We start from the raw sequence: 23,133 nt of genomic DNA on the forward strand, positions 1-23,133 counted from the left end.
TTAAAAATACGCTGGCAGGCCGCGTCAGCTGACGCGGATGCGCACCGGCGTCGAGGCGGCATGCTCCGCGGCGGCGCCAAAGTGGCCGGCCAGCCTCGTGCCGCAGTTGGCGCAGCACCCTTTTGTGTCGAGGCCCCAGCCGCCGATACGGTGCCAGTCACGCTCGATCAGCAGTTCACCGCACTGGTGGCAGTAGGTGCTGCCGCCTTCCGGGTCGCGCACGTTACCGGTGTAGGCATGGCGCACGCCAGTGTCGAGGGCGATGCGGCGCGCCCGGCCCAGGGTCGCGGCGGGGGTGCGCTGGTGATCCCGCATCTTCCAGTCGGGGTGGAAGGCGGTGAAGTGCATGGGCACGTCGGGGCCGAGGCGTTCAACCACCCAGCGGGTCATCTGTTCCAGTTCCGCGTCGGAATCGTTCTCCCCGGGTATGAGCAGCGTGGTCAGCTCCAGCCAGGTATCCGTCTCGTGGTGGATGTACTCCAGTGTCTCCAGCACCGGGTTGAGGTGGGCACCGCAAATCTTGTAGTAAAAGCGGTCCGTGAACGCCTTCAGGTCCACGTTGGCCGCATCGATGGCGCTGAAGAAATCCGCGCGGGGCTCCGGGTCGATGTAACCGGCGGTGACGGCCACGGTGCGGATATCCAGCTCGCGGCAGGCGGCGGCGACATCCACCGCGTACTCCATGAAGATGATCGGGTCGTTGTAGGTGAAGGCCACGCTGCGGCAGCCCGCGTCGCGGGCCGCTCGTGCCAGCTGTTCCGGGCTGGCCGCATCCGCGAGGATGTCCATTTCCCGGGACTTCGTCGTGTCCCAGTTCTGGCAGAACTTGCAGGCCAGGTTACAGCCGGCGGTACCGAAGGAGAGCACGCCGCTGCCCGGATAGAAATGGTTGAGGGGTTTTTTCTCGATGGGATCCACACAGAAGCCGGTGGAGCGCCCGTAGCTCACCAGCTTGACCTGGCCGTCCAGGCGCTGGCGCACGTAACACAGGCCGCGCTGGCCCTCCTGCAGGTGGCAGTGGCGCGGGCAGAGGTCGCACTGGACCTGGCCGTCGTCGAGCTGGTGCCAGTAGCGTGTGGCGACTATGGTTTGGGACATGGATGGTATTTCATGGCATTATACCCATATATAATGTATGGAATTAGTCTACAGTACTCCACCACAGGATAGTAGTTCAATGCATGTTCGAGCGCCGGCCGTGGCCGGCTTGTTCTATGACGCCGACCCCGGCCTGCTGCAGCACCACGTTGAGGAACTGGTGTCTGCCGTGAGCGCGGAAGCACAGCCCTGTCCGCGAGCACTGGTGGTGCCCCATGCCGGTTATGCCTACTCCGGCGCGATCGCCGCGGCGGCTTACGCCCGTCTGCGGCAGCGGGAGCGCCCCATCAGGCGCGTGGCCCTGTTCGGGCCCGCGCACCGGGTCTACCTGGAGGGCATGGCCGTTCCCGCCGCCGATGCCTTCGCCACCCCGTTGGGAAATATCCCGCTGGATACGGCAGGCATGGCCCGATTGGCTGGCTTACCCCAGGTCCGTGTCTCTGATGCGGCGCACCGTGAGGAGCACAGCCTGGAAGTGCAGCTGCCGTTTCTGCAGGCAGTACTTGGCGACTTCTCCCTGGTGCCGGTGGTGGTAGGCCGCTGCGACCCTGACAGCGTCGCTGCCGCCATGGACTGTGTGTGGCAGGAACCGGATACCCTGCTGGTGGTGAGCACTGACCTGTCGCATTTCCACCGTTACGGGGTGGCATGCCGGCAGGATGCCCGCACCTGCCAGCGTCTGCTGGACCGGGAGCATAGTCTTGTGAGTGAAGACGCATGCGGTGCGCAGGCGCTCAACGGCCTGATGTGCACTGCCCGGGGCCGTACGCTGGAGATGGAGTTGATCGCGATGTGCAACTCCGGCGATACCGCGGGGGACCGTGGTCGTGTAGTGGGCTATGGCGCCTTCAGCCTGCATTGACCTGCGCCCCGGAGAGCGGGTGCACCTGCTGGGCGTCGCCCGGGCATCGATCGAGTCCGGGCTGCACCAGGGCCGCGCGCTGAGCATCGACGACGCGGACATCACCGCGACGCTGGCCGCCCGCCTTGGCGTGTTTGTGACCCTCACCCGCCAGTGTGCCCTACGCGGCTGTATCGGCTCCCTGGAGTCCGCCGAGCCACTGCCCCGTAGCGTGGCTGACTCCGCCTACGGCGCGGCCTTTCGGGACCCGCGTTTCCCGCGCCTGGAGGCGGCGGAACTGGGTGAGATCCGCATCGAGATTTCCGTGCTCTCGGCAATGGTGCCTGTGCGCGCCGCCAGCCGGGAGGCGCTGCTGGCGCAGCTCGCGCCAGCTGCGGACGGGCTGCTGTTGAAGGACGGGGCGCATCGCTCGACCTTCCTGCCCAAGGTCTGGGAGCAGTTGCCGGAGCCCGCGCATTTCCTGGAGCAGTTGATGATCAAAGCGGGGCTGCCGGCAAACCACTGGTCCTCCGGCCTGCGCTTCTATCGCTACGGGGCGACCTGCTTCTCGGAGACGTTTGCAGACACCCCGGCGTAGCAGCGGTTTTCAGCCCCCTGCATGTGGCCACGCTACCCACCTCGGCATGATTGTGACTTATGCCGACCTGCAGTACGCAGGATCGAAGCTGATGCCAGCTCAGGACCTTTTCGGCTATCGCGATCTTTTTGCCGGCACTCTGCGTAGCAACAGGGATATAAGCAACCCTAAGAGATGGAGGTTCAGCAATGAGCATACGTAACCTGGCGTTGATTGCGCTGCTCGCCGTAACGATTAATGCGCGCGCGCAGGAGAGTTTGCCCTTCAATGTCGAGCCGATTGTCGACTTCGATGAGCCCTGGGCGATCACCTTCCTGCCCGATGGGCGCATGCTGGTAACCGAAAAGAAGGGGGTGCTGAATATCGTCACCCGTGAGGGTGAAAAGACGCGTGTCGAAGGCGTGCCGGATGTCGATTACGGTGGTCAGGGCGGTCTGGGTGATGTGGTGCTGCATCCCGACTTCGGCGACAACGGCAGTGTGTACCTCAGCTACGTGGAAGCCGGCATTGGCGACACACGCGGCGCAGCGGTTGCCCGCGGCACCCTCGACCTGTCCGGCGACCGCCCGACGCTAAGCGATGTGCAGGTGTTGTGGCGGCAATACCCCAAAATGCTCGGTTACGGCCACTATGGGCATCGCCTGGTGGTCGATGACGACGGCTATCTTTGGATCAGTTCCGGGGACCGGCAGAAGTTCACGCCCGCGCAGGACATGCAGTCCAATGTCGGCAAGGTACTGCGGCTGAAAGACGATGGCACAATTCCCGGCGATAACCCCTTTGCAGATTATTTTTCAAAGGACCCGCTGGTGGATGACGTCGGTGTCTACCCGGAGATCTGGTCGCTGGGGCACCGCAATCCCCTGGGTATGGATCTCGACCTCGACGGACAGCTCTGGGTGCTGGAAATGGGCCCGCTGCACGGCGATGAGTTGAACCTGATTCGCCGCGGCGGTAACTACGGGTATCCGGAAGTGTCCGACGGTGATCACTATGACCGCCGCGAGATCCCGGATCACAGTACGCGGCCTGAGTTCCTGGCCCCGGCCATCAGCTGGGTGCCGGCGATTTCACCGGGTGACCTGACCTTCCTGCAAGGCAAATTGTTTCGTGCCTGGCGCGGTAATGCATTGGCGGCGGCGCTGGGCGAACAGGCGATCGTGCGCATTGAAGTTGATGGCGAATCCGCCCGCGAAGTCGAGCGCTATGCGATGGGCGCGCGCATTCGCGCGATAGCCGAGGGCCCCGAAGGCGCCATCTGGGTGCTGGAAGATGAGCGTCGCAACAGCCAGGGCAGACTGCTGAAACTCACGCCCAAGCCCTGAGGCTGGCGCCCGCGGCCAACCACTGCGGCCAGTCTGTTCACAGCCTCTTGAGTCCAGCGGGATCGGTTCTGTGTGAGGCGGTAGTTCATGAGAACGACTTGCAGAGGTTCGTTTGAACCTCTCGAGGAATTAATTGCGAGTGCGTTTTATGTGTCTGCAAGGCAACGCTCAATAAACCAGTTGAGTGCTTTCCCATTGTTGGCAGTGCGCCAGGCAATGTGTAATTGGGTGGCCGGAAACGGAACTTCCGTCTCCACAGTCACTAGTGCCCCCTGATCCAGCAAGTGCTCAATGCGCTGCCTGGGAAGAAAACCGGCGCCGAGGCCAGCCTGTTGCGCGCTGATCTTGTGGCTCATGGTCGGTACGACAATGCGCTGTTGCCTGTCGAATACGCGCAGGGTGCGGGCAGGGTGCTCGCGTGAGGAGTCCCTGGCCACGATAGCGCGGTGCTGCATGCGTTCGGCCTCGGAGAGCGGTCCACGGTGATGCGCCAGGGGATGACCCGGGGCGACGGCGAAAACCCATTGCACCTCCATCAGGGGGCGCTTGGTGATGCCCTTCTTGTCCACGATGCCGTCGGGGGCGCCAATGGCCAGATCGACGCGTCCCAGTTGGATCGCCTCCCAGGTGCCGCCCAATACCTCCTGGGAAAGCTCTATCTCTGTGTCCGGACGCATGTCCGCAAAGGCGGCGAGGTGGGGTGACAGGTAGTCTTCCTGGAGCACGGAATCCACCGCAATACGCAGCCGGGATTCCCAGCCCCGGTCTCTTTGTCGAGTGGCCTCGACCAGCCGACTGGTTGCCTCCAGTATCTCCCGGCCCTGCTCCAGCAGCAGGCGGCCTGCGGGCGTCAGCACCGAGCGCCTGCCTTCGCGCCGAAACAGGGTCACGCCGAGGTCTTCTTCCATGCGATTCACCGTATAGGTGACCTTCGAAGGCACGCGGTAGAGGCTGGCAGCGGCGGCAGCGAAGCTGCCCTTGCGGTCGATGGCGTCCAGAACTTCCAGTCCTTCCAGGGTGATTTCACTCATCGTCTTTTAATTCAAAAATATTGAATATTAATGTCATTATATTTCGATTTTTTTATTCCGGGCAATGCATATCATGGTCTCAACATTCAGCAAATATGAAACAAAACGAAAGGAGATAGACCATGAATACACGTTACGAGAACCGAATCAAGGCGGTACTGACAACTGATGCCGGCATAGGCGGTCTGGTGTTGCGGGTACCACTGGGTGTGGTGCTGGCCGCCCACGGTGCGCAGAAACTTTTCGGCTGGTTTGGCGGATACGGCCTGGAAGGCACAGCCGGATGGATGGAGTCCGTCGGTTTCGCCCCCGGTTTGCTGATGGCCCTGCTGGCAGGCAGTGCCGAGTTCTTTGGCGGTATTTTCCTGGCCCTCGGGCTGTTAACGCGGCCGGCCGCGCTTGTAGCAGCGTTTACCATGCTGATGGCGTTGACCGTGCACATCGGTAACGGCCTGTTCATCAGCAACAACGGTTATGAGTTCGCGCTGACCTTACTGGCTGCGAGCCTGGCCCTGGTGTTCCTTGGCGGCGGCTCACTGTCCGCCGATCGGCAAGTTGCGGCCAGGCTGTCATAGCGTGGCGGTGACTGGCAGTCATTTTGGGCAAGGGGCGATGCGGCATGGCGGGCAGGTGGGTGGCAGTAGCGGGACAGCAACGCAATGTGGCAGTCTGGTTGACCTGCACGGCCACTGTCGGCCAGGCCTTCAGTTGAGGAGAATGTGATGAGTCGTTTTGAAGCCAGGGAAGCATCCTGCAGCACCCACACCGGCAGTATTGCACTGCGCGCGAAAACCCGTGCGGCCGACCTCGGTGAGTTTACGGTGCGCAGGGCGTTGCCGAATCGGGAGCAGCGCATGGTGGGGCCTTTCGTGTTCCTCGATCACATGGGCCCGGCGGAGTTCCCGCCGGGAAAGGGGATTGCCGTGCGGCCTCACCCCCACATCGGCATTGCCACCATCACCTACCTGTTTGAGGGCGAGATCATGCATCGCGACAGCCTCGGCGTGGAGCAGCCGATCACTGCTGGGGCGGTCAACCTCATGGTGGCGGGCAGTGGCATCGTGCACTCGGAACGCGCCGGGGCTGACCTGGACCAGACTTCTATCCTGCATGGCATCCAGAGCTGGATTGCCCTGCCCGCTGAACAGGAGGAAATCGACGCGGCCTTCACCCACTATCCCGCATCAGCGTTGCCGGATGTCGCCGGCGAGGGCACTCGAGTGCGGATCATTATGGGCGAGGCCTACGGGCAGCGCTCGCCCGTCGAGACCTTCTCTCGCACGCTCTATCTCGATGTGCAATTGGAGTCCGGCGCCCGATTGGCCCTGCCCGAGGGTGAAGCGGAACTCGCCTTCTACGTCGCCGTCGGCGCTGTCGAGGTCGACAGCGAGGTGTTTACGGCCGGGACGCTGGCGGTAGCCGGGGAGGGCAAAAAGGTGGCGCTCCAGGCCAGGGAATCCAGCCGGGTCATGGTCGTTGGCGGCGATAATATCGGCCCGCGCCACATGTTCTGGAACTTCGTTTCCAGCAGCCGCGAGCGTATCGAACTGGCCAAAAAGGACTGGGGTGAACAGCGCTTTGCCCCTGTGCCCGGCGACGCAGAATTCATTCCATTACCAGATTAGGGAGTTAATCATGAACAGAGCAGCCAACACCGATATTGATATTCATCCGCTGTTGCAACAGCGGCACAGCCCTTACGCGTTTGATCCGGGGCGCGACGTCGCAGAGAATGACGTACGTGCCTTATTCGAGGCCGCGCGCTGGACCATGTCTTCCTATAATGCGCAGCCCTGGCGTTATATCGTGGGCGTCAAGGCACGGGACCGGGAGACCTGGGATAAAATTCACGGGACGCTGGTAGAGGGTAACCAGCCCTGGGCCGCGAATGCGCCGGTGCTTGCCCTGGGATTGACCGAGCACCAGTTCGAGCACAACGGTAAGCCCAACTCTGCGGCCCACCACGACCTGGGCGCTGCCTCTGCCATGTTGACGCTGGAGGCGACGGCACGCGGGTTGGTGGTGCACCAGATGATTGGTATCGAGCCCGACAAGGCCCGCGAGGTCTTTGGCATTACCGGTTCACTGGAGCCGGTCACGGCGCTGGCTATCGGCTACCAGGGGACCCCGGGCGACGTCGACGCGAAATACGCGGAGCGCGACAACAAACCCAGAGAGCGTAAGTCGCTGGAGGAACTGCTCATCTCCGGCGGGTTCTGATGTTCTCGGTATTTGCGTCGCTGCTGTCTTTTGATGGCGGCTTCCGCTGACACGACGTGCCCGGTACAAAGTTGGCGGCGCGATCCCCAAAAAGGCGCACTCTCGAGCTTACCGTGCCGCGCCTGCACCACTTTGTGGCGCCGCTACAGGGTGATCTGCACGGATAGCGGCAAACCTGGGCGGCCCGGAACTTGCATTGGTCCAGGATCGCTTATGGAGGGCGCGCAGATGGATCACTCAAAAAACTCACAGTCCGTCGAACGGCCTGAAGACCCCTCCCTGGAGAGTAGTGGCTGGCGCACTCGGCCGGGTATCCTGGGGCATCATGCGGCGAGCCCCCAGTCCATTCACGCCCTGCTTGGCTATTTTCTCAAAGACAGGAACTCCCCGACCCCTTTTCCCGGACGCGATATGTTGCTCGATGGCAGCCTCTTCGAGTGGGGGGTCGCGCCGCCGCTGGAGAAGGTCATCGGCGGACCGGGTGAACTGGACTTGCTGCTGCGTTTACCCGAAATCTACCGCCACAGTGTGTCCGTGGTTGAACCCTGGGAGAACGTCGGCATCAACCTGCAGGGCGAGGCAGTAAGGGCCTCAAAAAATATCGCCTACATCCTGCAACAACTGGCGGATGCCGACTCCATACTGTATCCACTTTGGCAGAGCGGCTGCGTCAATCCGCAGCGTCTCGCCAACGTGTTGAGTGCGGGTATCGCCACGGTGGTGCAGGGCGGAAACCCCTCTGTCTACGACGCTGCTTCGTTCGACGGTTCGAAGTCCGGCGTTGAGGACATCCTGGCCCTGGTGGATGAGCTGCTGCTGCGGCGATCGAGCAACAGCGGTCCCAGTATCTTTATCTGCCTGGGTCACCAGTTGGCTGCGGCCTCGCAGGTTCGCCTGTTGAAACGCGCCTGTCGCGAGGTGGCGAACCTGCAGCACCTTCCCCTCGACCCGGAGGGCATTGCGTTGCGCACCCTGCGCCGCGTTTGCAGCAGGATCAGCGACGTGGGTGAGAATCTGTCGGTTATCAAGAATGGGCAGCGTATCGCCGAAGGTTGGCACGATACTCGGTTCTCAGTAGCCCCCAATGAGGCTTTCGAAGTGGGTACGCGCAGGCTGTTGCCGTACCGGCGCCGGGGGGCGTCGGACCATGTTCCGGGTGAGCTGCATGACGCTCACGCCCTGGTTGCTGACGAACTGGAGGGTGTGATCGATACCATGCTGGTGATGGAGCGTGAGCTGAACATCGAAATGTTCCATGGCGACGAGGTTAACGAGGAGGCAGCACTTTTTGCCAACTGGGCCTTCAAGTTATTGCATGACACGCTTGTCCCCCTGCGCTACGAAGTAGCAGTGTCGCCATTATCGTGGCTGCTCAGCCTGCCCTACGCGGTGGAAATCCTGTCGCAGACAGAGGTGGATAGTGCTCATCTCACCGAGGTCTCCACGACCTGTATTTACTATAAAGACTGGGAGACTCACACTATTCGTCGCTCGTTCACCAGCCAGTTCCACCCCGAGCTGATGGCGGATATCCGTGATATCGGCAAGCGCGACGGGCCGCGTTACGCAGAACTGAAAGATAACGACGGTGTGCGTTTGTTGATTCGGCTGCTCTATCATGGCATGCAGGAATAGTGGGTGCTGCCTGCGGCGAGGGTACTGCGATGAGGGGATACGCCCCCCGTATGAATCATCAGGCATAGCCCTGTTCGCTGCTGCCCCGGTGAACTAAAACCGCATCGTTAATACGATTAGAACGTTTCGGCTTCACAGGAACCGAACGCTGCATACACAGACCTGCCGTCGTTGGCCTTAACCCGCTGACTCCTGTATAAGGGCGCAATGAAAACCCCCAAGAGAATTCAGCCACTGGTTGATGACGGTCTGGTGGACGAGGTTTTAAGCCAGCTGATGAGTGGCAAGGAAGCCACCGTCTACGTGGTGCGCTGTGGCGAAGAGGTTCGCTGCGCCAAGGTTTATAAAGAGGTCGCGAAGCGCAGCTTCAAACAGGCGGTGGAATACACCGAGGGCCGCAAGGTGCGCAACAGCCGGCGTGGCCGGGCAATGGAGCGCCGCTCGAAGTACGGCCGCAAGCAACAGGAAGAAGCCTGGCAAAATGCTGAAGTAGACGCGCTTTACAAACTGGCTGCGGCTGATGTGCGTGTGCCTACCCCTTATGGCTGCTTTGACGGCGTGTTGCTGATGGAGCTGGTCACGGACGACGAGGGCAATGTGGCGCCGCGCCTGAGCGAGGTCGAGCTCAGCGAAGCACAGGCACTGGAAGATCACGCCCTGATGATGACCTATGTCGTGCGCATGCTCTGCGCCGGCCTGGTGCATGGCGACCTGTCTGAATTCAACGTCCTGGTGGATGACTACGGCCCGGTCGTCATTGACCTGCCCCAGGCGGTGAATGCCGCTGCCAATCAGCACGCCAGGTCCATGCTGGAGCGCGATGTCAACAACATGACCAGCTACTACGGCCAGTTCGCGCCGCAGTTGCTGGGGCGGCTGTATGCCGATGAACTGTGGGAGTTGTATGAAGAGGGCAGTTTGCACCCGGACACACAGCTCAGCGGGGGGTACGAGGCCAGCACCGAGCAGGCTGACGTGGATGCAGTCATGATGGAGATCAGGGCGGCATTGGCGGAAGAGGAAAAACGCCTTGAGCGAGCGCGCGAGGCCGATGAGTTGTGAGTGATGCCAGTTTTTCCCAGCTGCCACTGGCCGCGGCTCAACTGGAGAACCTGGAAAGCCTCGGCTATACGCGGATGACCGACATCCAGGCCGCGGCCCTGCCGCCGGCCCTCGCCGGTAAAGACCTGATCGCACAGGCCAAGACCGGCAGTGGCAAAACCGCAACGTTTACGCTGCCACTGTTGAGCAAGCTCAACCCGAGAGATTTTGGTGCGCAGGCACTTATTTTGTGTCCCACCCGGGAGCTGGCAACCCAGGTGGCGGCGGAAACGCGGCGCCTGGCCCGGCACCAGCCCAACGTCAAAGTGGTCACGCTCTGTGGCGGACAGCCCATTGGCCCGCAGATTGGCTCGCTGGAACACGGTGCCCACATTGTCGTGGGCACGCCCGGGCGCATCAAGGATCACCTGCGCAAGGCAACGCTGGATATCTCCCGAATCAATACTCTCGTGCTGGACGAAGCGGACCGCATGCTGGAGATGGGATTCCTGGACGACATCAGCAGCATCATCGAAGCCACCCCGGAGAGCCGCCAGACCCTGCTGTTTTCCGCCACCTATCCCAGTGACATTCGCAAGATGAGCTCGCGTTTCCAGCGTGCTGCCCTTGAGGTAACAGTGGTGGCCACGCACGATGAACAGCATATCAGCCAGAAGTTTTATATCTGCTCCAGGGAGAAAAAGCTGGAGTCACTGAACAGGATCATTGCATACCACGCGCCAGAAGCGGCGGTTATCTTCTGCAATACCAAGGCAACCGTTCGAGACGTCACTGCCCACCTCAAAGATCATGGCAATCGTGCCCTGGCATTGCACGGAGATCTGGAGCAGCGCGACCGGGACCAGGTACTGGTGCAGTTCACACAGCAGAGCTGCCGCCTTCTGGTTGCCACCGATGTGGCCGCGCGCGGGCTCGACATTGACGATCTGCCGGCGGTAATCAACTACGATCTGCCTCGTGACCCGGACCAGTACACCCACCGCATTGGCCGTACCGGTCGCGCGGGTAAAACCGGTCTGGCCCTGAGCCTGTTTGCCGACAACGAGCGTTACAAGCTGGAAGGCATCGCCGCAGATCACGATCGCGAAGTGGAATTCGAAGCGGTTGAAACGCTGCCCGCCTCCGGCGAAGCCCTGCCTGCTCCCGGTTTCGTCACACTGTGCATTGCCGGTGGCCGCAAACAGAAAGTGCGCCCCGGAGACATTCTTGGTGCGCTCACCGGCGCCGGCGGAATCGATGGCAAGGCCGTGGGTAAAATCAATGTGATGGAGCACGTGGCTTTTGTTGCGGTGCAAAGAAAACTGGCAAAGCCGGCGCTACAGCAGCTCCAGGCCGGCAAGATCAAGGGCCGTAAATTCAAGGTCCGCAGGCTTTAACGCGCCGGCTGTTCTCTAGCGCCTGCTGTTTTTCCACGGCGAGTTCACCTGATCTGGACTGCTAGCGTTAAAGCCCGCATCTAGTAGAAGTTTTTACCGATGTCGAAATAGAGCCCGCTTTCAATGATTTCAACACCGTCGTTGGTGAACTCATCCCGACGCCAGCCGAGAGAGGCGAACCAACTTTCCCTGAATGAAATGGTATTAGTGACTTGCCAGCGGATGGAGTCATCCTGACCCCAGGAAACGGATGCTGCCGCAGTGTTGTTATTATGCCATTGGTAGGTCGCAGATAAGCCGACAATAAACTCGGTCCAGCTGGTTTCTTCCTTGCTGCGAAACGGCTCCGGCTCGAAGCAACCAAACAATCCGCAATCGCCGTTCCATGCCGGTATGGTGCCGAAGACTTTTATAGTCTGGTCGTAGTAGCGAAAGCCCGCGATTGGCCCGAGGCTTAGACGGTGCCAGTCCTCCAGTAGAAACACACCCCACTCGCCCTGGGCGATTCGCTGCTGCATGTCGACATTGACATCGAGGTACTCCTTCAGGACAGGCGGTGGTGCAATACCCGTCTCCGCCGTGATGTCGTCCATGTCCATATCATAGCCGCCGTGCCAGCCATTCAGGTCAAACCACATGGGGCGGTCCAGCGCCCGGAAGCGATAGCCCATGCCCAGTGCAAAAAAGCTGTTCGCGTGCTTTGCGAGATCGAGCATGTCCGCTTCAATATGTATATTCGCGCCACCTTCGACGGGCTGCTCAAGTTCAAGACCCGGCATATGTACAGGGAAATAGAGACTCCATCCTGTTGCGCTGTGTGCGGCGTCTGCGTCACTCACCTCTGCCATTATCGGAAGAGACGTCAGTGTTAAAACCAGTGCGAGGCGAATATGCAGTGGGTGCTCTTGCTTCATTATCTGCGACGGCTTGAGTGTAGCTGGGGTGACCGGCATTACTCTAGCAGACCATTTGCGGGAACGACATCAACGACTAATACTGAGTTCACCAGCACAAGCTCCGCGAACCCGGTATTGTGACTTCCTGTGCTAGTCTATATTTATTAGCGCTTGTTTCCGCATCGCGCGGGCAGGGTGCGTCCACGTAACCAGAGGGAATAAACATGAGCATAGTTGAAACCATCAGCAAGAGCGCGAAAACGGCAAAGTGGGTAGGCGTCGTCATGATTATCGCCGGCGTCTTGTCACTCAGTGCGCCTATGGCTGCCGGGCTTTCAATTTCAATGCTGATCGGCGGCCTGTTTATCGTCAGCGGTGTCTTTCAACTGCTCGTCGTTTTCAGAGCCGGCTCGTTTCCCCGCGAGCTGCTACTCGGTCTGTTGGGTGTGCTCGGCATCATGGCAGGTGTCTATATGATCGCTCAGCCAGGGTTGGCACTGGCCACCCTGACCCTGTTCCTCTCCGGCTACTTTATTGCCAGCGGTATCCTGCAGATTGTTGCTGCATTCCAGGCGCGGTCGCAGCAGGGCTGGGGTTGGTTATTGTTCGGTGGCCTGGTGTCGATGCTGCTGGGTGCCATGATCTGGAGTCAGTTCCCGCTGTCTGGTATCTGGGCGGTGGGCACGCTGGTTGGTATCCACCTGATTTTCAGCGGAATGACGCTCCTGGCCATCGCCGGTGCAGTCAAGGACGCGGCCAGTGCCATAGCGGATTGACCGGCCCGATAATGCTAATACTGCCCGGTGCCAGCGACAGCCTCGGGAACCAGGTAACAGTCAGCGACACCGTAGCTGCGGTATTGAACCGATGGGGAAATTGGCGTATATCTACGGGGGTAATAGTTGCCAGGCTTATGCCCTCGCAGGCCCGATTTCGGGTGCTATTCGCTTACACAATAATTAGAACGGAGAAAGACATGCCAAAGCTAGCACGCTACGCACTCACACCCGTTGCCGCCGCCGTGATGGGATTGGCCGCGCTGCCGCAGTCATCGATGGTCCATGCGCAGTCAATGACACTGGAAGAGGTGGTTGTCACCGCCCAGCGGCGAGAGACCAATCTGCAGGACACACCTATCGCCGTCACCGCTTTCACCCCGGACAAATTGGCCGACCTCGGCGTCTTCGATATCACTGACCTGGGTAGTCGAGCGCCCAACACCAATATCCAGAAACAGCCATCATCCAATTCCAACATGTCGATTGCCATTCGTGGCATCGGCAATGGCGAGACCTCGTTGATGGCTGATCCGAAGACGAGCTTTTATGTTGACGGCGTCTACATGAGCAAGACCGTCGGCGCGGTCTTCGATATCGTCGACCTGCAAAGCGTCGAGGTGCTGCGCGGTCCGCAGGGGACCCTGTTCGGGCGTAACAGCACCGGTGGCGCCCTGAACGTGACGACCATCAAACCCAGCGGCGAATGGGGGGTCAAGCTCGAGGGCAGTCTTGGTAACGACGGCTATCAGCGCGCGGCGGGTTCGGTAGATTTCCCGCAGGTATTCGGCATGCTGTCGGCAAAAGTCTCCGGCATGCTCATGGAGTACGACGGCTGGGCTGACAACGATTATCCAGGCAGCGAATCCGACCTGGGTTCGGAAGATAACAACGCCTACCGCATCGCGCTGCGACTCGAGCCCACTGAGGGTTTGACGATTGATTACGCCTACGACAAGACCGACAACGAGGGCGTGCCCACGCCGTTCCAGGTCACGGAAGTGAAGGACAGCATCTACAACGGCTTCACGGACACACCGTTCCCCTTCGAGTTTCTGGGGGGCGAGCTTTACCAGCAGATGGCGGCATTGGTCGGCGACCCCGACAAGCGCCGTGAAGACTATAATCTCGACGCCGTGTCCACGGAAACCCTGGAAGTAGAAGGGCATAACCTCACCGTTACCTGGGCTTTGGACAACCTTACGCTGAAGTACATATTTGGCGACCGCGAAACTGATTCCGGTTATGACAAGACCGACCTGGACGGTGGCGCGCTCACGGCGCGGGACCTTTTCTACGGTGGTGGCATGGAAATTCCGTCACCGGGCTTCGAGGCGACAATTGATGAGGGCTGGATCGACCTGCAGACCCATGAACTGCAGCTTTTCGGCAACGCATTCAATGATCGACTCCAGTACACGGTGGGCTACTACCAGTACGAGGAGGAAATCTACCAGAGCAATCCACAGACCTTTTCGATTCCCATTCAGTTCCTCGTCGGGAGCCCATTGGAAGGCGCTTACGTCGCCGCGGGCTACTGTAACGAGATACCCGGGGCCGGGGTGGTGTGTCAGGGCACGCAGCGCCAGCCACTGCCGTTCCCGTCCCCCGGGGCGGATCCTAACCTGAATGGCCAGGTCGACTTTATCTACGGGCAGACGACGGAGTCCTGGGCGGCTTACGGGCAGGCGACGTATGCACTGACCGACGCACTGGGTGTCACCGCTGGCCTGCGCTACACCGATGACGAGCGCGATGCCTTCCTGTTCAACGAGAACCTGGGCCAGACTTCGGTGGACGAGCGACTGAAGAACTCCGACTCCTGGGACAACATCAGTTACCTGCTGACGCTGAATTATGCAGTGAGCGATTACGTCAATGTCTACGGAACTTACTCGACCGGGTTCAACAGTGGTGGCTTCAACTCGCGCGCGGGCAGTCCCTCGTCCTGGGATACCCCGTTTGATGAAGAAGAAGTGGAAGCGTTTGAGCTGGGCCTGAAGTCAGACTGGATGGACGGTCGACTGCGCGTGAACGCTGCGCTGTTCTACAACGATTACACGGACATCCAGGTCACCCAGTTCGAGGCCGGTACCGGTGGTGCCTCCAGTCGCATTGTGAACGCCGGTGAAGCGACCTACCAGGGCCTGGAGCTGGAGATCACTGCGCTGATAACTGACGGGCTGCTGATGGACCTCACCTACGGCTATCTGGATGCCGAGTTCGACGAGTATGTAGCGCGCAACCCCGCGACCGACCTCGAAGAGGACATCTCGGGCGTGACCACGCCTGCGCGTGCGCCGGAGAACTCGGGTTCGCTTGGCCTGCAGTATGACTTCAACCCCTTCAGCTTCGGTACGCTGTCAGCGCGCGTCGACGTCATCTATACAGATGGCTACGTTTTCCACCCTTTCCAGAACCAGTTTGACTCGGCGGACGATCGTACCGTGGTCGATGCCCGGGTGACGCTACAGGATATCGGGCTGGGCCAGAACGGTAACTTGCGCCTGTCCGGGTGGGTCAAGAACGCGACCGACGAAGAGTACCGTGAGTGGGGTATCGACTTCGCCTCCCTCGGCTGGGCGGGCGCCACATACGGCAGGCCGCGCACCTACGGACTCGACCTGGTTTACGAATTCCGCTAGGAAAGCCTCTGTACGATCTATCGGGCCAGCCATGCTGGCCCGGTATCTTGAAGCCCTCATTACAGGTCGGACTTTGTCTATTGGCCCGAAGCTTCAATCGCCTTCGAGGGCGCTTGGAGCTTAATTTGGCCAGATTGCAGCACCAATGCCGCCGAGTCTCGAACAACGGCTCTGCTCCACTCAGCAGACTCGCTAAGCCTAATATCCCGATAATGCTGAGCTCTAACCATATGCCTACCCGAATTGAATAAGTAGTTTACAGCCGCATGCACTGTTTTTGGGCGATTGCTGCAGGCAGACGGAGATGAGCCGAACCAGATCATGACAGCCGGCCGCGGTGCTGTGGCGTCATACGTCGGCAGCCGATTGCCGAGCCTGTCTACGATATAGAACGTAGTGCCAGCAAGCGTTCAGAGCGGCCGCATGAGACTTAACCAAGAAAATTTGCTATCCGGCTCTGTTTATTTACCAAGGTCTGCAAGCGGTATGATCGACATGGTCAACTGTCCGAATACCGTCAAACTCTGCCCGCACCCGCTCAGGGCTCTACACATCTGCGAAACTTGCGCTGTTCAAAAGTCTGTACTAGCTTTCTGCGAAGACTCAGAACACGCCCCGGGCTGGTTCATCCAGGTACAGGCGTGTGCTGGCTTCAGCATTTGACCCAAAGCACACATGTCGGGAGAAACAATGAAAAACAAACTATTCAAGAGTCTCTGGGCAGTTTCCCTGCTCTCTTTCGCGGCCACTGCGGTAGACGCGCGGCCACCAGGATTGGACCCGCAGGCACGCAAGGAACTTCGCAATGCGGGCCTTGATCGCTACGTCGGGAAATTCAAACCGGGTGCCCCTGAAGTCATGGGCGATTGGGACAAGTACACTTTTGACACTGAGAATGGCGATGGTCCGATCTGCATTGCTGGTACGCCTTTGACAGTCTTCCACCAGCAACGCGAGGCGAAGAAGCTGCTGGTCGTCCTGGACGGCGGTGGCGCCTGTGTGCAGAATTCGTACGCCTGCTCGATACTGGCCGATGACACTCCGCCAGGAGACAGTGGCATATTTGCGGACGGTTTTGCGCCATTCGGCATCGACAATCCGCTGGCCGACTGGTCCAAGCTGTTCGTGAGTTACTGTGACGGTTCAGTTTTCAGCGGCGACAACGAACTTGAGGATCCCAACTTTCCGGTAGGTCCAGTACGCTATCACCGTGGGGTCCGCAACCTGACCGCAGCCCTCGACCTGGCGCGGGACCTGCACCCCAATGCGAAGCAGGTGATGCTCTCGGGGATCAGTGCCGGCGGCTATGGCGTGAATAACTTTGCGCCATCGATCTACCGCTTGATCTTTCCACCGTCAGCGGACCTCTTTGTGTTGAACGATTCCGGCCCGGGGCTTTCTAACCCTTTCCTCGGTGCCGTATTGCAAGACAACGACTGGAATTTCTCGCAGTTCTACCCCGAGAGCTGTGTGGATTGCAGCCCCTTACCTGGCGCGAACCAGGCCGCCTACCTGCTGTGGACTCTGGAGAACGATCGGGGCTACAAGGGAGCACTCTACTCCACGGATGGCGATTCGGTGATTCGCTCGTTCACCTTCATTCCCACCCAGCAGGGCTATCGTGACCTGCTTCTCGATACGACAGACCCGGTTGCCGCTGCGTATCCCGGTCGCTACAAGCGGTTTATCCGCAGTGGTTCCGAGGACCATACCGCCCTTAGTTTCTTCGGTTACTATCTGTTCGAGGCGAACACGGTGCCGCTCTACCAGTGGGTCGGTGAATTTATTGCCGGCGGGCCGGGATGGGTCGACATCGTGGAGGATTTCGTGCCAGCGCCTTAGTACAATACTGCCCAACGCAGCAGCAGCGAGCCCCGGCTAACCACGGGGCTCCATTCACCGGCGCCGCATAACCAACAGGGCGGAAACATGGATGCGATAGAAGGCCGCTACCTTTGCGGGGACGTAAAGTTTAGCCACGCTCCGGCCAGCCTCTGGTGCGGCCATTGTCACTGAAACCCTTGTCAACGCGCTCACGGTGCAACGCTGGCCACCTGGATCGGCGTGTCTGAGGGTCGGTGAGTTTACCCAGCAGCAGGCACTGCGCTGGTACGCGTCTTCGGACGACTCCGAACGTGGATTCTGTAGCTACTGCGGCACAACCCTGTTCTTTAAATCGAAACACTGGCCCGGTGAGATTCACTTGGTGCGCACGGCGTCTCCGGGCGAGATCGATCTCTGTCCGCAGGGGTACACACACAGGGATACGCGGGCGCCGTGGTTTGCGTTTCATGACGGACTGCCGCACGTCTTGCTCTGTCGGGGCTATTTTACCAATTTCATTGGACTAGCTCGTCAGGAGCGATACTTGAAGACCCGGATGCGCCACCGATACCCACTCGTCATGATCAGTTATGCAATCTGTTTCTTTGTGTTTGCCAAAACCGTCGGGAGCAATTTTGATTATTCAACGTATCAAACTCTATCACTTTCCCATGTCTCGCAGTGCCCGGGTGAAGTGGTTACTGCACGAACTGCTGGACGACGACTTCGATGTGGAAGTAATGGCCCTGTATGAAGGTGCGCAGTACCAGTCGGAATTTCTGCAGCGCAACCCCAATCATGCGGTACCGGTGCTGGAGATAACACAGGACGATGGCGATGTTTTCACCATGATAGAAAGTGGCGCCATGATCTCCTTGTTGGCCGACGCCTATCCAGCAAAAGCGCTGGCCCCGCCTGCTGTGGGCTATTCACCGGAACGGGCGGATTACCTGCAGATGCTGCACTTTGGTTCCTCCTGGATGGACATGATGCTATGGCAGCTACGCCTGCACCGCGATTTGTTGCCTCCGGACGAACGCGACCAGGCAACGATTAGTCGGTACCTGGATAAGTTCAGTACGGAAGTCGAGCCCCAGTTGATTGCCCGTTTAGAACGTCAGGCATTTATCTGCAGTGAGCAGTTCACCGCTGTCGACTGCGTAATCGGGCAGAACATCAACTGGGCCAGGGTGTACGATCTTTGCCAGGAGGATGTTTTTTCATGCTATCTGGCGGCCCTGCGTGAGCGGCCGGCGTATCGTGCTGCGTATGCAGATCGCGCCCTGGTTCGCGTCAGTCCGGCATGATGTTGGCCTCATAGGTAGTCGGGCGGCGAAGCCGCTGCACAAGCGCTTGCCCGGGAGCGGATTGCCCAGCTCGCCTGAGTCGTACAAAAATCCGCGCGACCTTCCTGACTGCTGCTTAGGCAGCAGCACACTCAATCTGTCACCTGGATGTACTTTCGCGTCGATCACTACAGCACAGGCCCCACGATCGCGAGTGCGTTATGCCAGAGCCGCTGGGGCAACGTCCATTGGGTGACCTGTGCCGCAGTAACCGGCAGGGAATCTGCGAGAAACGCCTGCTGCCGCTGTCGTATCGCGGCGGTCATATGCTCGTCACAGAGCAGGATGTTGTTCTCGTAGTTCAGGTCAAAGCTGCGGCGATCCATGTTGGCCGACCCGATAAGAGTAGTTCTGCCATCGACCGTGATGGTTTTTGCATGCAGGAGGCCGGGCTGGTACTCGTAGATATTCACACCGGCATCAAGCATATCCTGGTAGTAACTTTTGCTGGTGGCCCCTACGGCGAAATCATCATTGCGCGCCGGAAAAATGATTGTTGTGTCGACACCGCGATTGGCAGCGGCGCAGATCGCCGCCTGGAGCGAGTCCACCGGAACGTAATAGGGGGTAGTGATAAACAACTCGCGCCGGGCGCTGTAAATCAGCGTCTGGAACGTTTCGGGCACGGCAGAATAGCGGGCTGTTGGGCCGCTTGCTATGACTTGCGCCGGGAAGCCAGGCTCCGGCGCTTCCAGGGCTTGTAACAGCGTGTCGCGGATATCTTCGTTGGTGTAAGCCATCCAGTCACTGGCGAAAACATGCTGGTTCTGGCGTACGATTGGCCCTGTAAAACGCACCATCACGTCCACCCAGGGCGCATACCTGGCCTTGGTAAGGAATTCGGGGTCCGCACAATTCTGGCTGCCGCAGTAGGTCACGCGGTTGTCGATAACGAGAATCTTGCGATGATTGCGCAAGTCAATCCTGCCCTGGAGGATATGCAAAAGCGGATTCCCCACCTGCAATACCCGACACAACTTTATACCGGCGGTCTCCATCTCTTCCCAGAGTCCGGACTTGATCAGCAGTTTCGAACCGATGTCGTCAACCATCGCGCGGCAGCAGACACCCCGTGCGACAGCCCGCTGCAGGGCCCTGGCCATGCTGGTGCCGCTATTGTCGGGCATCCAGATGTAAAACAGCAGGTGTACATGATCAGTCGCGGCGTCAATATCGGCAATCATGGCGTTTATGGCGGCATTGGAATCCGCCATCAGTTGCCCCCGGTTGCCACCAACCGCCCGGTAACCGCTGATCGACTCACCGACACGAAACAGGGGCTCTTCCAGCTCATCGAGTCCGGGTGCCAGGTGTTCGGCGTCCCAGCCGGGAATGTCGCTGACATCGGGGATCGTCGCCATGGCCTTGTTCATACGCGCAACCCGCCTGCGACCAATACTGGTTTCGCCAAGAAGCAGGTAGGCAATGATGCCTGCTACGGGTACCGCCAGGATGACGACGAGCCAGGCGACTCGCGAGGCCGGATCCCGATGAGGGCGCAGCAATACACGGACGGCCAGGGCGAGCTGGAGTAAAACGAACAAGAATATGGCCATAAGCAGGATCCCCGGCTTTGCGACTCGCGACGCAAGCAATATATAGCGCCAGGGCGAAAGAATCGAACGGGGTGCTTCCCAACCTGCAGCACTTTGTTACCTGGGGCAGGTTCCCTATGCCGCGCCTATCCGCGTCCCCGATCCTGTTCTAGTCCATACCGATAATGATCTTGCCGCGAGCGCGGCCGGTTTCTGAATAGGCGACTGCCTGCGCCGTCTCCGCCAGGGAAAAGCGCCGATCGATTTGTGAGGTCACTTTTCCTGCCGACATCAGGCTTGCCAGGTTGGCGAGGTCATCACCGTTAAGCTGCGCCATTATGGAGCTTACTTCCTGCTCCATAAAAGGCGCTGTCAGTAGTGCTTCGATCATACCCCGAAAGGGCCCTACCCAATCCCCTGAGGGGCCACCTACCTGCACCAGGCGGCCAGTGGGTTTCATGACCTTGCTGTTATCCAGCAGCGAGTGGTTACCCACCATATCGAGAATCAGGTCGTAGCGCTCATCGCTCTCGGTATAGTTTTCTTTCTTGTAATCGAAAACACGGTCGGCTCCAAGGCCCAGCACCATCTCGACATTTCGGGTGCTGTTCACACCGTGCACCTCGGCGCCCATGGACTTGGCTATTTGTACCGCGTAGGTGCCCACGCCGCCCGAAGAACCATTGATGAGCACTTTCTGCCCGGCCTGTAACTGGCCGTTGTCACGCAGGGCCTGCAGCGCAGTAATTGCTGCCACGGGCACGGCGGCGGCCTGCTCGAAGCTGACGTTATCCGGCATGAGAGCAATGGAGCCCGTTTCCCTGCGCACAAGGTATTCGGCGAAAGCACCATTGGCACCACCAAATACCCGGTCACCGGGTTTAAAGCGGGTGACCTTTTCTCCGACGGCTTGCACCTCGCCGGCAAAGTCTCGGCCCATGGATGCGTCACTGGGGGCGCCGATGCCCGTCATCAGTCGCATCACGAATGGGGAGCCGCGCATAAAGTGCCAGTCCAGCGGGTTAACACCGGCGGCATGTACCTTTACCAGCACTTCGTCTGCCTTTGGTACAGGCATTGGCACATCAACATATGCCAACACTTCTGGTCCGCCGTAGCAGCCATAGGTGACTGCCTTCATGGTCGGCCCGGATGCAGCCTCGGCAGCGGGGGGGCAGTCGGCGGTGTAGCCGATTACAAGTGCCAGTGTGGCGATAAGCAGGAAAAACAGGGCCAGGATGCCGCTGGCAATTTTATAGCGAAGTTTCATGAGGCGTTTTCCCGGCTGCAAGTGCGATGAGAAAGTAATAATGGTAGATGGAGGCTCGAATGTATAGAGCCTGTATCGGTACCGCGGGCTGAGCAGCCACTGTATTTGAGTGCTGCCGCCCGCAATGCAAAAGGCTAACGCAGGTCCACGCTGACCGGGCAGTGATCGGAACCAGGGATGTCGTTGTGGATCGCCGCGTCGTCGATACGCGATGTGACCAGGTCTGAAGTACCCAGGAAGTAGTCAATGCGCCAGCCCACATTTTTCGCCCGTGCCCCGGCGCGGTAGCTCCACCAGCTGTACTTCACCGTGTCGGGATAAAAATGCCTGAAGGTGTCGACGAAACCCGCGGCGATGATATTGTCCATGCCGTCTATCTCTTTCTGGGTGAAGCCGGCGCTCTTGTTGTAGTTGGGTTTGGGGCGGGCAAGATCGATGTCCCGGTGGGCGACGTTGAAGTCCCCGCACATCAAAACCGGTTTGTGCTGTTCCAGATTGCGAATGAACGCGAGAAAGTCCCGGTCCCAGGTTTCCCGGTAGGGCAGGCGCACCAACGCATTCCCCGAGTTCGGGGTATAGACGGTGACCAGGTAATGGTCAGCGAACTCCGCGGTGAGTACCCGGCCTTCCTGGTCGTGCTCCTCGATACCGATATCGGCGCGTACCGCCAATGGCTGTTCCCGGGCCAGGATCGCCACCCCGGAATAGCCCTTGCGCACGGCCGAGTTACTGTAGACGTGGTAGCCGTCGACACCTTCCAGTGCGGCCACCACCTGGTCGTCCTGCGCCTTGGTCTCCTGCAGGCAGACTATGTCGCTCTGCAGCGCGTGCAAGGAGTCGGCGAAACCTTTTTTCATCACGGCACGCAGGCCGTTGACGTTCCATGAAGTAATTCTCATTGTGGCCGGGAGCCTTCATCAATTGGTGAGGTGCGTACTCTAACGCATGGGCGGGGCGCTTTTAAGTGTCTCGCTGAATCTGCCGGGTTCGCATACGCAGGGGGCTTTGCCGAATTCAGGCAGCGGCGGAAATGAGCGCTCCCGTCCCTTCACCCCCTAGTGCCTGCCGCTCGCTATTTGAGTGTGGGATAAAAAAACTCGGCCATATCCATGTCCGGGGTGAATAAGTTGTCACCCACTGCGGCCATATCCCAGGAAATCCATCTTGCCGGCACCAGTTTTACCACCAGATCGGACATGCCGATGAACGCGGGTCCGACGACCGGGTGCTCCATGGCTTTGGGGGTGAGGTACTTGCCGTTGATGAGCCTCGCCAATTGCGCTGCGCCATCGCCCGTCAGTAACTCCGCCCGGCCGGATGCACTAAGCCCTGCCTCACGACCGTCTTCCCGGGACTCGATGCACAGCGCCATGCGTGCATCCCGCGCCAGATTGCGCCCCTTCCCTGTGTGGCGGTTCGTGGCAATGTACAGGGCGTCCTCCTGCCACAGAAACCAGACCGCGGTGACATGGGGCATGTCGTCTTCGGCGAAGGTGGTCAGGGTAGCGATGCGCCGCTCCTGCAGCAGATGGGACAGGGATTCATTGAAAGCCATTACTTACTCCTCAACATGGGTTTGGGAATGGAGCTCACGCCCTACAGTTTGGCACGGATCTTCGATGCTGCCGCGATTGCCACTCCGGGTATCGGTCATG

The 23,133-nt window shown here is 59.6% G+C and carries 20 protein-coding genes; 13 read left to right on the forward strand and 7 right to left on the reverse strand.

Features of this window, described 5'->3' with window-relative positions; all coding sequences use genetic code 11:
- Positions 1-24 precede the first annotated feature (24 nt).
- Positions 25-1,098, reverse strand: coding sequence for an AmmeMemoRadiSam system radical SAM enzyme (gene amrS / locus F0M18_RS10525; protein ID WP_149611387.1), 1,074 nt, complete (start codon positions 1,096-1,098; stop codon positions 25-27).
- A gap of 79 nt (positions 1,099-1,177) precedes the next feature.
- On the opposite strand from amrS, the gene amrB reads away from it, so the two are divergent.
- The 3 genes from amrB to F0M18_RS10540 all read left to right on the forward strand — a co-directional run bounded on the left by amrB (position 1,178) and on the right by F0M18_RS10540 (position 3,862).
- Complete coding sequence (gene amrB / locus F0M18_RS10530) at positions 1,178-1,960, forward strand: AmmeMemoRadiSam system protein B (RefSeq protein ID WP_149611388.1); 783 nt, start codon at positions 1,178-1,180, stop codon at positions 1,958-1,960.
- A complete protein-coding gene (amrA, locus tag F0M18_RS10535) occupies positions 1,938-2,537 on the forward strand; it encodes an AmmeMemoRadiSam system protein A (RefSeq protein WP_149611389.1) in 600 nt (199 codons plus the stop codon). Before amrB ends, amrA begins: the two co-directional genes overlap by 23 nt.
- Before the next feature lie 188 nt (positions 2,538-2,725).
- On the forward strand, positions 2,726-3,862 hold the full coding sequence (locus F0M18_RS10540; protein WP_149611390.1) for a PQQ-dependent sugar dehydrogenase: 1,137 nt from the start codon (positions 2,726-2,728) through the stop codon (positions 3,860-3,862).
- 146 nt (positions 3,863-4,008) lie between these two features.
- Here F0M18_RS10540 and F0M18_RS10545 read toward each other — a convergent pair whose 3' ends face one another.
- The gene (locus F0M18_RS10545; protein ID WP_149611391.1) at positions 4,009-4,893 is read right to left on the reverse strand and encodes a LysR substrate-binding domain-containing protein; all 885 of its coding nucleotides are present in this window, start codon (positions 4,891-4,893) and stop codon (positions 4,009-4,011) included.
- Positions 4,894-5,015: 122 nt separating this feature from the next.
- Between F0M18_RS10545 and F0M18_RS10550 the strand changes: the two genes are divergently transcribed.
- From F0M18_RS10550 to dbpA, 6 genes are all read left to right on the forward strand, one after another.
- On the forward strand, positions 5,016-5,468 hold the full coding sequence (locus tag F0M18_RS10550) for a DoxX family protein (RefSeq protein WP_149611392.1): 453 nt from the start codon (positions 5,016-5,018) through the stop codon (positions 5,466-5,468).
- A 147-nt stretch (positions 5,469-5,615) separates the two neighbouring features.
- Positions 5,616-6,518 (forward strand): pirin family protein, encoded by a 903-nt coding sequence (locus F0M18_RS10555; RefSeq protein ID WP_149611393.1) that lies wholly within the window; start codon positions 5,616-5,618, stop codon positions 6,516-6,518.
- Positions 6,519-6,528: 10 nt separating this feature from the next.
- Entirely contained in the window at positions 6,529-7,113 is a 585-nt protein-coding gene (locus F0M18_RS10560; RefSeq protein ID WP_149611394.1) for a nitroreductase family protein, read from the forward strand.
- 228 nt (positions 7,114-7,341) lie between these two features.
- On the forward strand, positions 7,342-8,748 hold the full coding sequence (locus F0M18_RS10565) for a hypothetical protein (protein WP_223177959.1): 1,407 nt from the start codon (positions 7,342-7,344) through the stop codon (positions 8,746-8,748).
- Between the two features lie 207 nt (positions 8,749-8,955).
- Complete coding sequence (locus F0M18_RS10570) at positions 8,956-9,810, forward strand: PA4780 family RIO1-like protein kinase (protein ID WP_149611395.1); 855 nt, start codon at positions 8,956-8,958, stop codon at positions 9,808-9,810.
- The gene (gene dbpA / locus F0M18_RS10575; RefSeq protein WP_149611396.1) at positions 9,807-11,186 is read left to right on the forward strand and encodes an ATP-dependent RNA helicase DbpA; all 1,380 of its coding nucleotides are present in this window, start codon (positions 9,807-9,809) and stop codon (positions 11,184-11,186) included. Before F0M18_RS10570 ends, dbpA begins: the two co-directional genes overlap by 4 nt.
- An 80-nt stretch (positions 11,187-11,266) precedes the next feature.
- Here dbpA and F0M18_RS10580 read toward each other — a convergent pair whose 3' ends face one another.
- On the reverse strand, positions 11,267-12,100 hold the full coding sequence (locus F0M18_RS10580) for a hypothetical protein (protein ID WP_149611397.1): 834 nt from the start codon (positions 12,098-12,100) through the stop codon (positions 11,267-11,269).
- A 206-nt stretch (positions 12,101-12,306) separates the two neighbouring features.
- Here F0M18_RS10580 and F0M18_RS10585 point away from each other — a divergent pair, with 206 nt between their 5' ends.
- The 4 genes from F0M18_RS10585 to F0M18_RS10600 all read left to right on the forward strand — a co-directional run bounded on the left by F0M18_RS10585 (position 12,307) and on the right by F0M18_RS10600 (position 18,634).
- The gene (locus tag F0M18_RS10585) at positions 12,307-12,858 is read left to right on the forward strand and encodes an HdeD family acid-resistance protein (RefSeq protein WP_149611398.1); all 552 of its coding nucleotides are present in this window, start codon (positions 12,307-12,309) and stop codon (positions 12,856-12,858) included.
- Between the two features lie 200 nt (positions 12,859-13,058).
- Positions 13,059-15,503, forward strand: a complete 2,445-nt coding sequence (locus F0M18_RS10590; RefSeq protein WP_188109684.1) for a TonB-dependent receptor — start codon at positions 13,059-13,061, stop codon at positions 15,501-15,503.
- Positions 15,504-16,193: 690 nt separating this feature from the next.
- Positions 16,194-17,345: a pectin acetylesterase-family hydrolase gene (locus F0M18_RS10595; protein ID WP_188109685.1), complete on the forward strand. Its 1,152-nt coding sequence runs from the start codon at positions 16,194-16,196 to the stop codon at positions 17,343-17,345.
- Positions 17,346-17,962: 617 nt separating this feature from the next.
- The gene (locus F0M18_RS10600) at positions 17,963-18,634 is read left to right on the forward strand and encodes a glutathione S-transferase family protein (RefSeq protein WP_149611401.1); all 672 of its coding nucleotides are present in this window, start codon (positions 17,963-17,965) and stop codon (positions 18,632-18,634) included.
- 167 nt (positions 18,635-18,801) lie between these two features.
- Here F0M18_RS10600 and cls read toward each other — a convergent pair whose 3' ends face one another.
- From cls to F0M18_RS10620, 4 genes are all read right to left on the reverse strand, one after another.
- Positions 18,802-20,229, reverse strand: coding sequence for a cardiolipin synthase (gene cls / locus F0M18_RS10605; protein WP_149611402.1), 1,428 nt, complete (start codon positions 20,227-20,229; stop codon positions 18,802-18,804).
- A 148-nt stretch (positions 20,230-20,377) separates the two neighbouring features.
- Entirely contained in the window at positions 20,378-21,478 is a 1,101-nt protein-coding gene (locus tag F0M18_RS10610) for an NAD(P)-dependent alcohol dehydrogenase (protein WP_223177960.1), read from the reverse strand.
- Between the two features lie 134 nt (positions 21,479-21,612).
- Complete coding sequence (locus F0M18_RS10615; protein WP_149611403.1) at positions 21,613-22,377, reverse strand: exodeoxyribonuclease III; 765 nt, start codon at positions 22,375-22,377, stop codon at positions 21,613-21,615.
- A gap of 173 nt (positions 22,378-22,550) precedes the next feature.
- Entirely contained in the window at positions 22,551-23,033 is a 483-nt protein-coding gene (locus F0M18_RS10620; protein WP_149611404.1) for a pyridoxamine 5'-phosphate oxidase family protein, read from the reverse strand.
- Between the last annotated feature and the right edge of the window lie 100 nt (positions 23,034-23,133).

The organism is Pseudohalioglobus sediminis (assembly GCF_008370495.1).
GTDB lineage: Bacteria > Pseudomonadota > Gammaproteobacteria > Pseudomonadales > Halieaceae > Halioglobus.

Excerpts from the sequence above, each read along its gene's own strand:
- F0M18_RS10540 (WP_149611390.1), top strand. The coding sequence starts at position 2,726 with ATGAGCATACGTAACCTGGCGTTGATTGCGCTGCTCGCCGTAACGATT.
- F0M18_RS10590 (WP_188109684.1), top strand. The coding sequence starts at position 13,059 with ATGCCAAAGCTAGCACGCTACGCACTCACACCCGTTGCCGCCGCCGTG.
- amrB (WP_149611388.1), top strand. The coding sequence starts at position 1,178 with ATGCATGTTCGAGCGCCGGCCGTGGCCGGCTTGTTCTATGACGCCGAC.
- cls (WP_149611402.1), bottom strand. The coding sequence starts at position 20,229 with ATGGCCATATTCTTGTTCGTTTTACTCCAGCTCGCCCTGGCCGTCCGT.
- F0M18_RS10560 (WP_149611394.1), top strand. The coding sequence starts at position 6,529 with ATGAACAGAGCAGCCAACACCGATATTGATATTCATCCGCTGTTGCAA.
- F0M18_RS10550 (WP_149611392.1), top strand. The coding sequence starts at position 5,016 with ATGAATACACGTTACGAGAACCGAATCAAGGCGGTACTGACAACTGAT.
- amrA (WP_149611389.1), top strand. The coding sequence starts at position 1,938 with ATGGCGCCTTCAGCCTGCATTGACCTGCGCCCCGGAGAGCGGGTGCAC.
- F0M18_RS10565 (WP_223177959.1), top strand. The coding sequence starts at position 7,342 with ATGGATCACTCAAAAAACTCACAGTCCGTCGAACGGCCTGAAGACCCC.
- F0M18_RS10585 (WP_149611398.1), top strand. The coding sequence starts at position 12,307 with ATGAGCATAGTTGAAACCATCAGCAAGAGCGCGAAAACGGCAAAGTGG.
- amrS (WP_149611387.1), bottom strand. The coding sequence starts at position 1,098 with ATGTCCCAAACCATAGTCGCCACACGCTACTGGCACCAGCTCGACGAC.
- F0M18_RS10580 (WP_149611397.1), bottom strand. The coding sequence starts at position 12,100 with ATGAAGCAAGAGCACCCACTGCATATTCGCCTCGCACTGGTTTTAACA.
- F0M18_RS10570 (WP_149611395.1), top strand. The coding sequence starts at position 8,956 with ATGAAAACCCCCAAGAGAATTCAGCCACTGGTTGATGACGGTCTGGTG.
- F0M18_RS10615 (WP_149611403.1), bottom strand. The coding sequence starts at position 22,377 with ATGAGAATTACTTCATGGAACGTCAACGGCCTGCGTGCCGTGATGAAA.
- F0M18_RS10555 (WP_149611393.1), top strand. The coding sequence starts at position 5,616 with ATGAGTCGTTTTGAAGCCAGGGAAGCATCCTGCAGCACCCACACCGGC.
- F0M18_RS10620 (WP_149611404.1), bottom strand. The coding sequence starts at position 23,033 with ATGGCTTTCAATGAATCCCTGTCCCATCTGCTGCAGGAGCGGCGCATC.
- F0M18_RS10545 (WP_149611391.1), bottom strand. The coding sequence starts at position 4,893 with ATGAGTGAAATCACCCTGGAAGGACTGGAAGTTCTGGACGCCATCGAC.
- F0M18_RS10595 (WP_188109685.1), top strand. The coding sequence starts at position 16,194 with ATGAAAAACAAACTATTCAAGAGTCTCTGGGCAGTTTCCCTGCTCTCT.
- F0M18_RS10610 (WP_223177960.1), bottom strand. The coding sequence starts at position 21,478 with ATGAAACTTCGCTATAAAATTGCCAGCGGCATCCTGGCCCTGTTTTTC.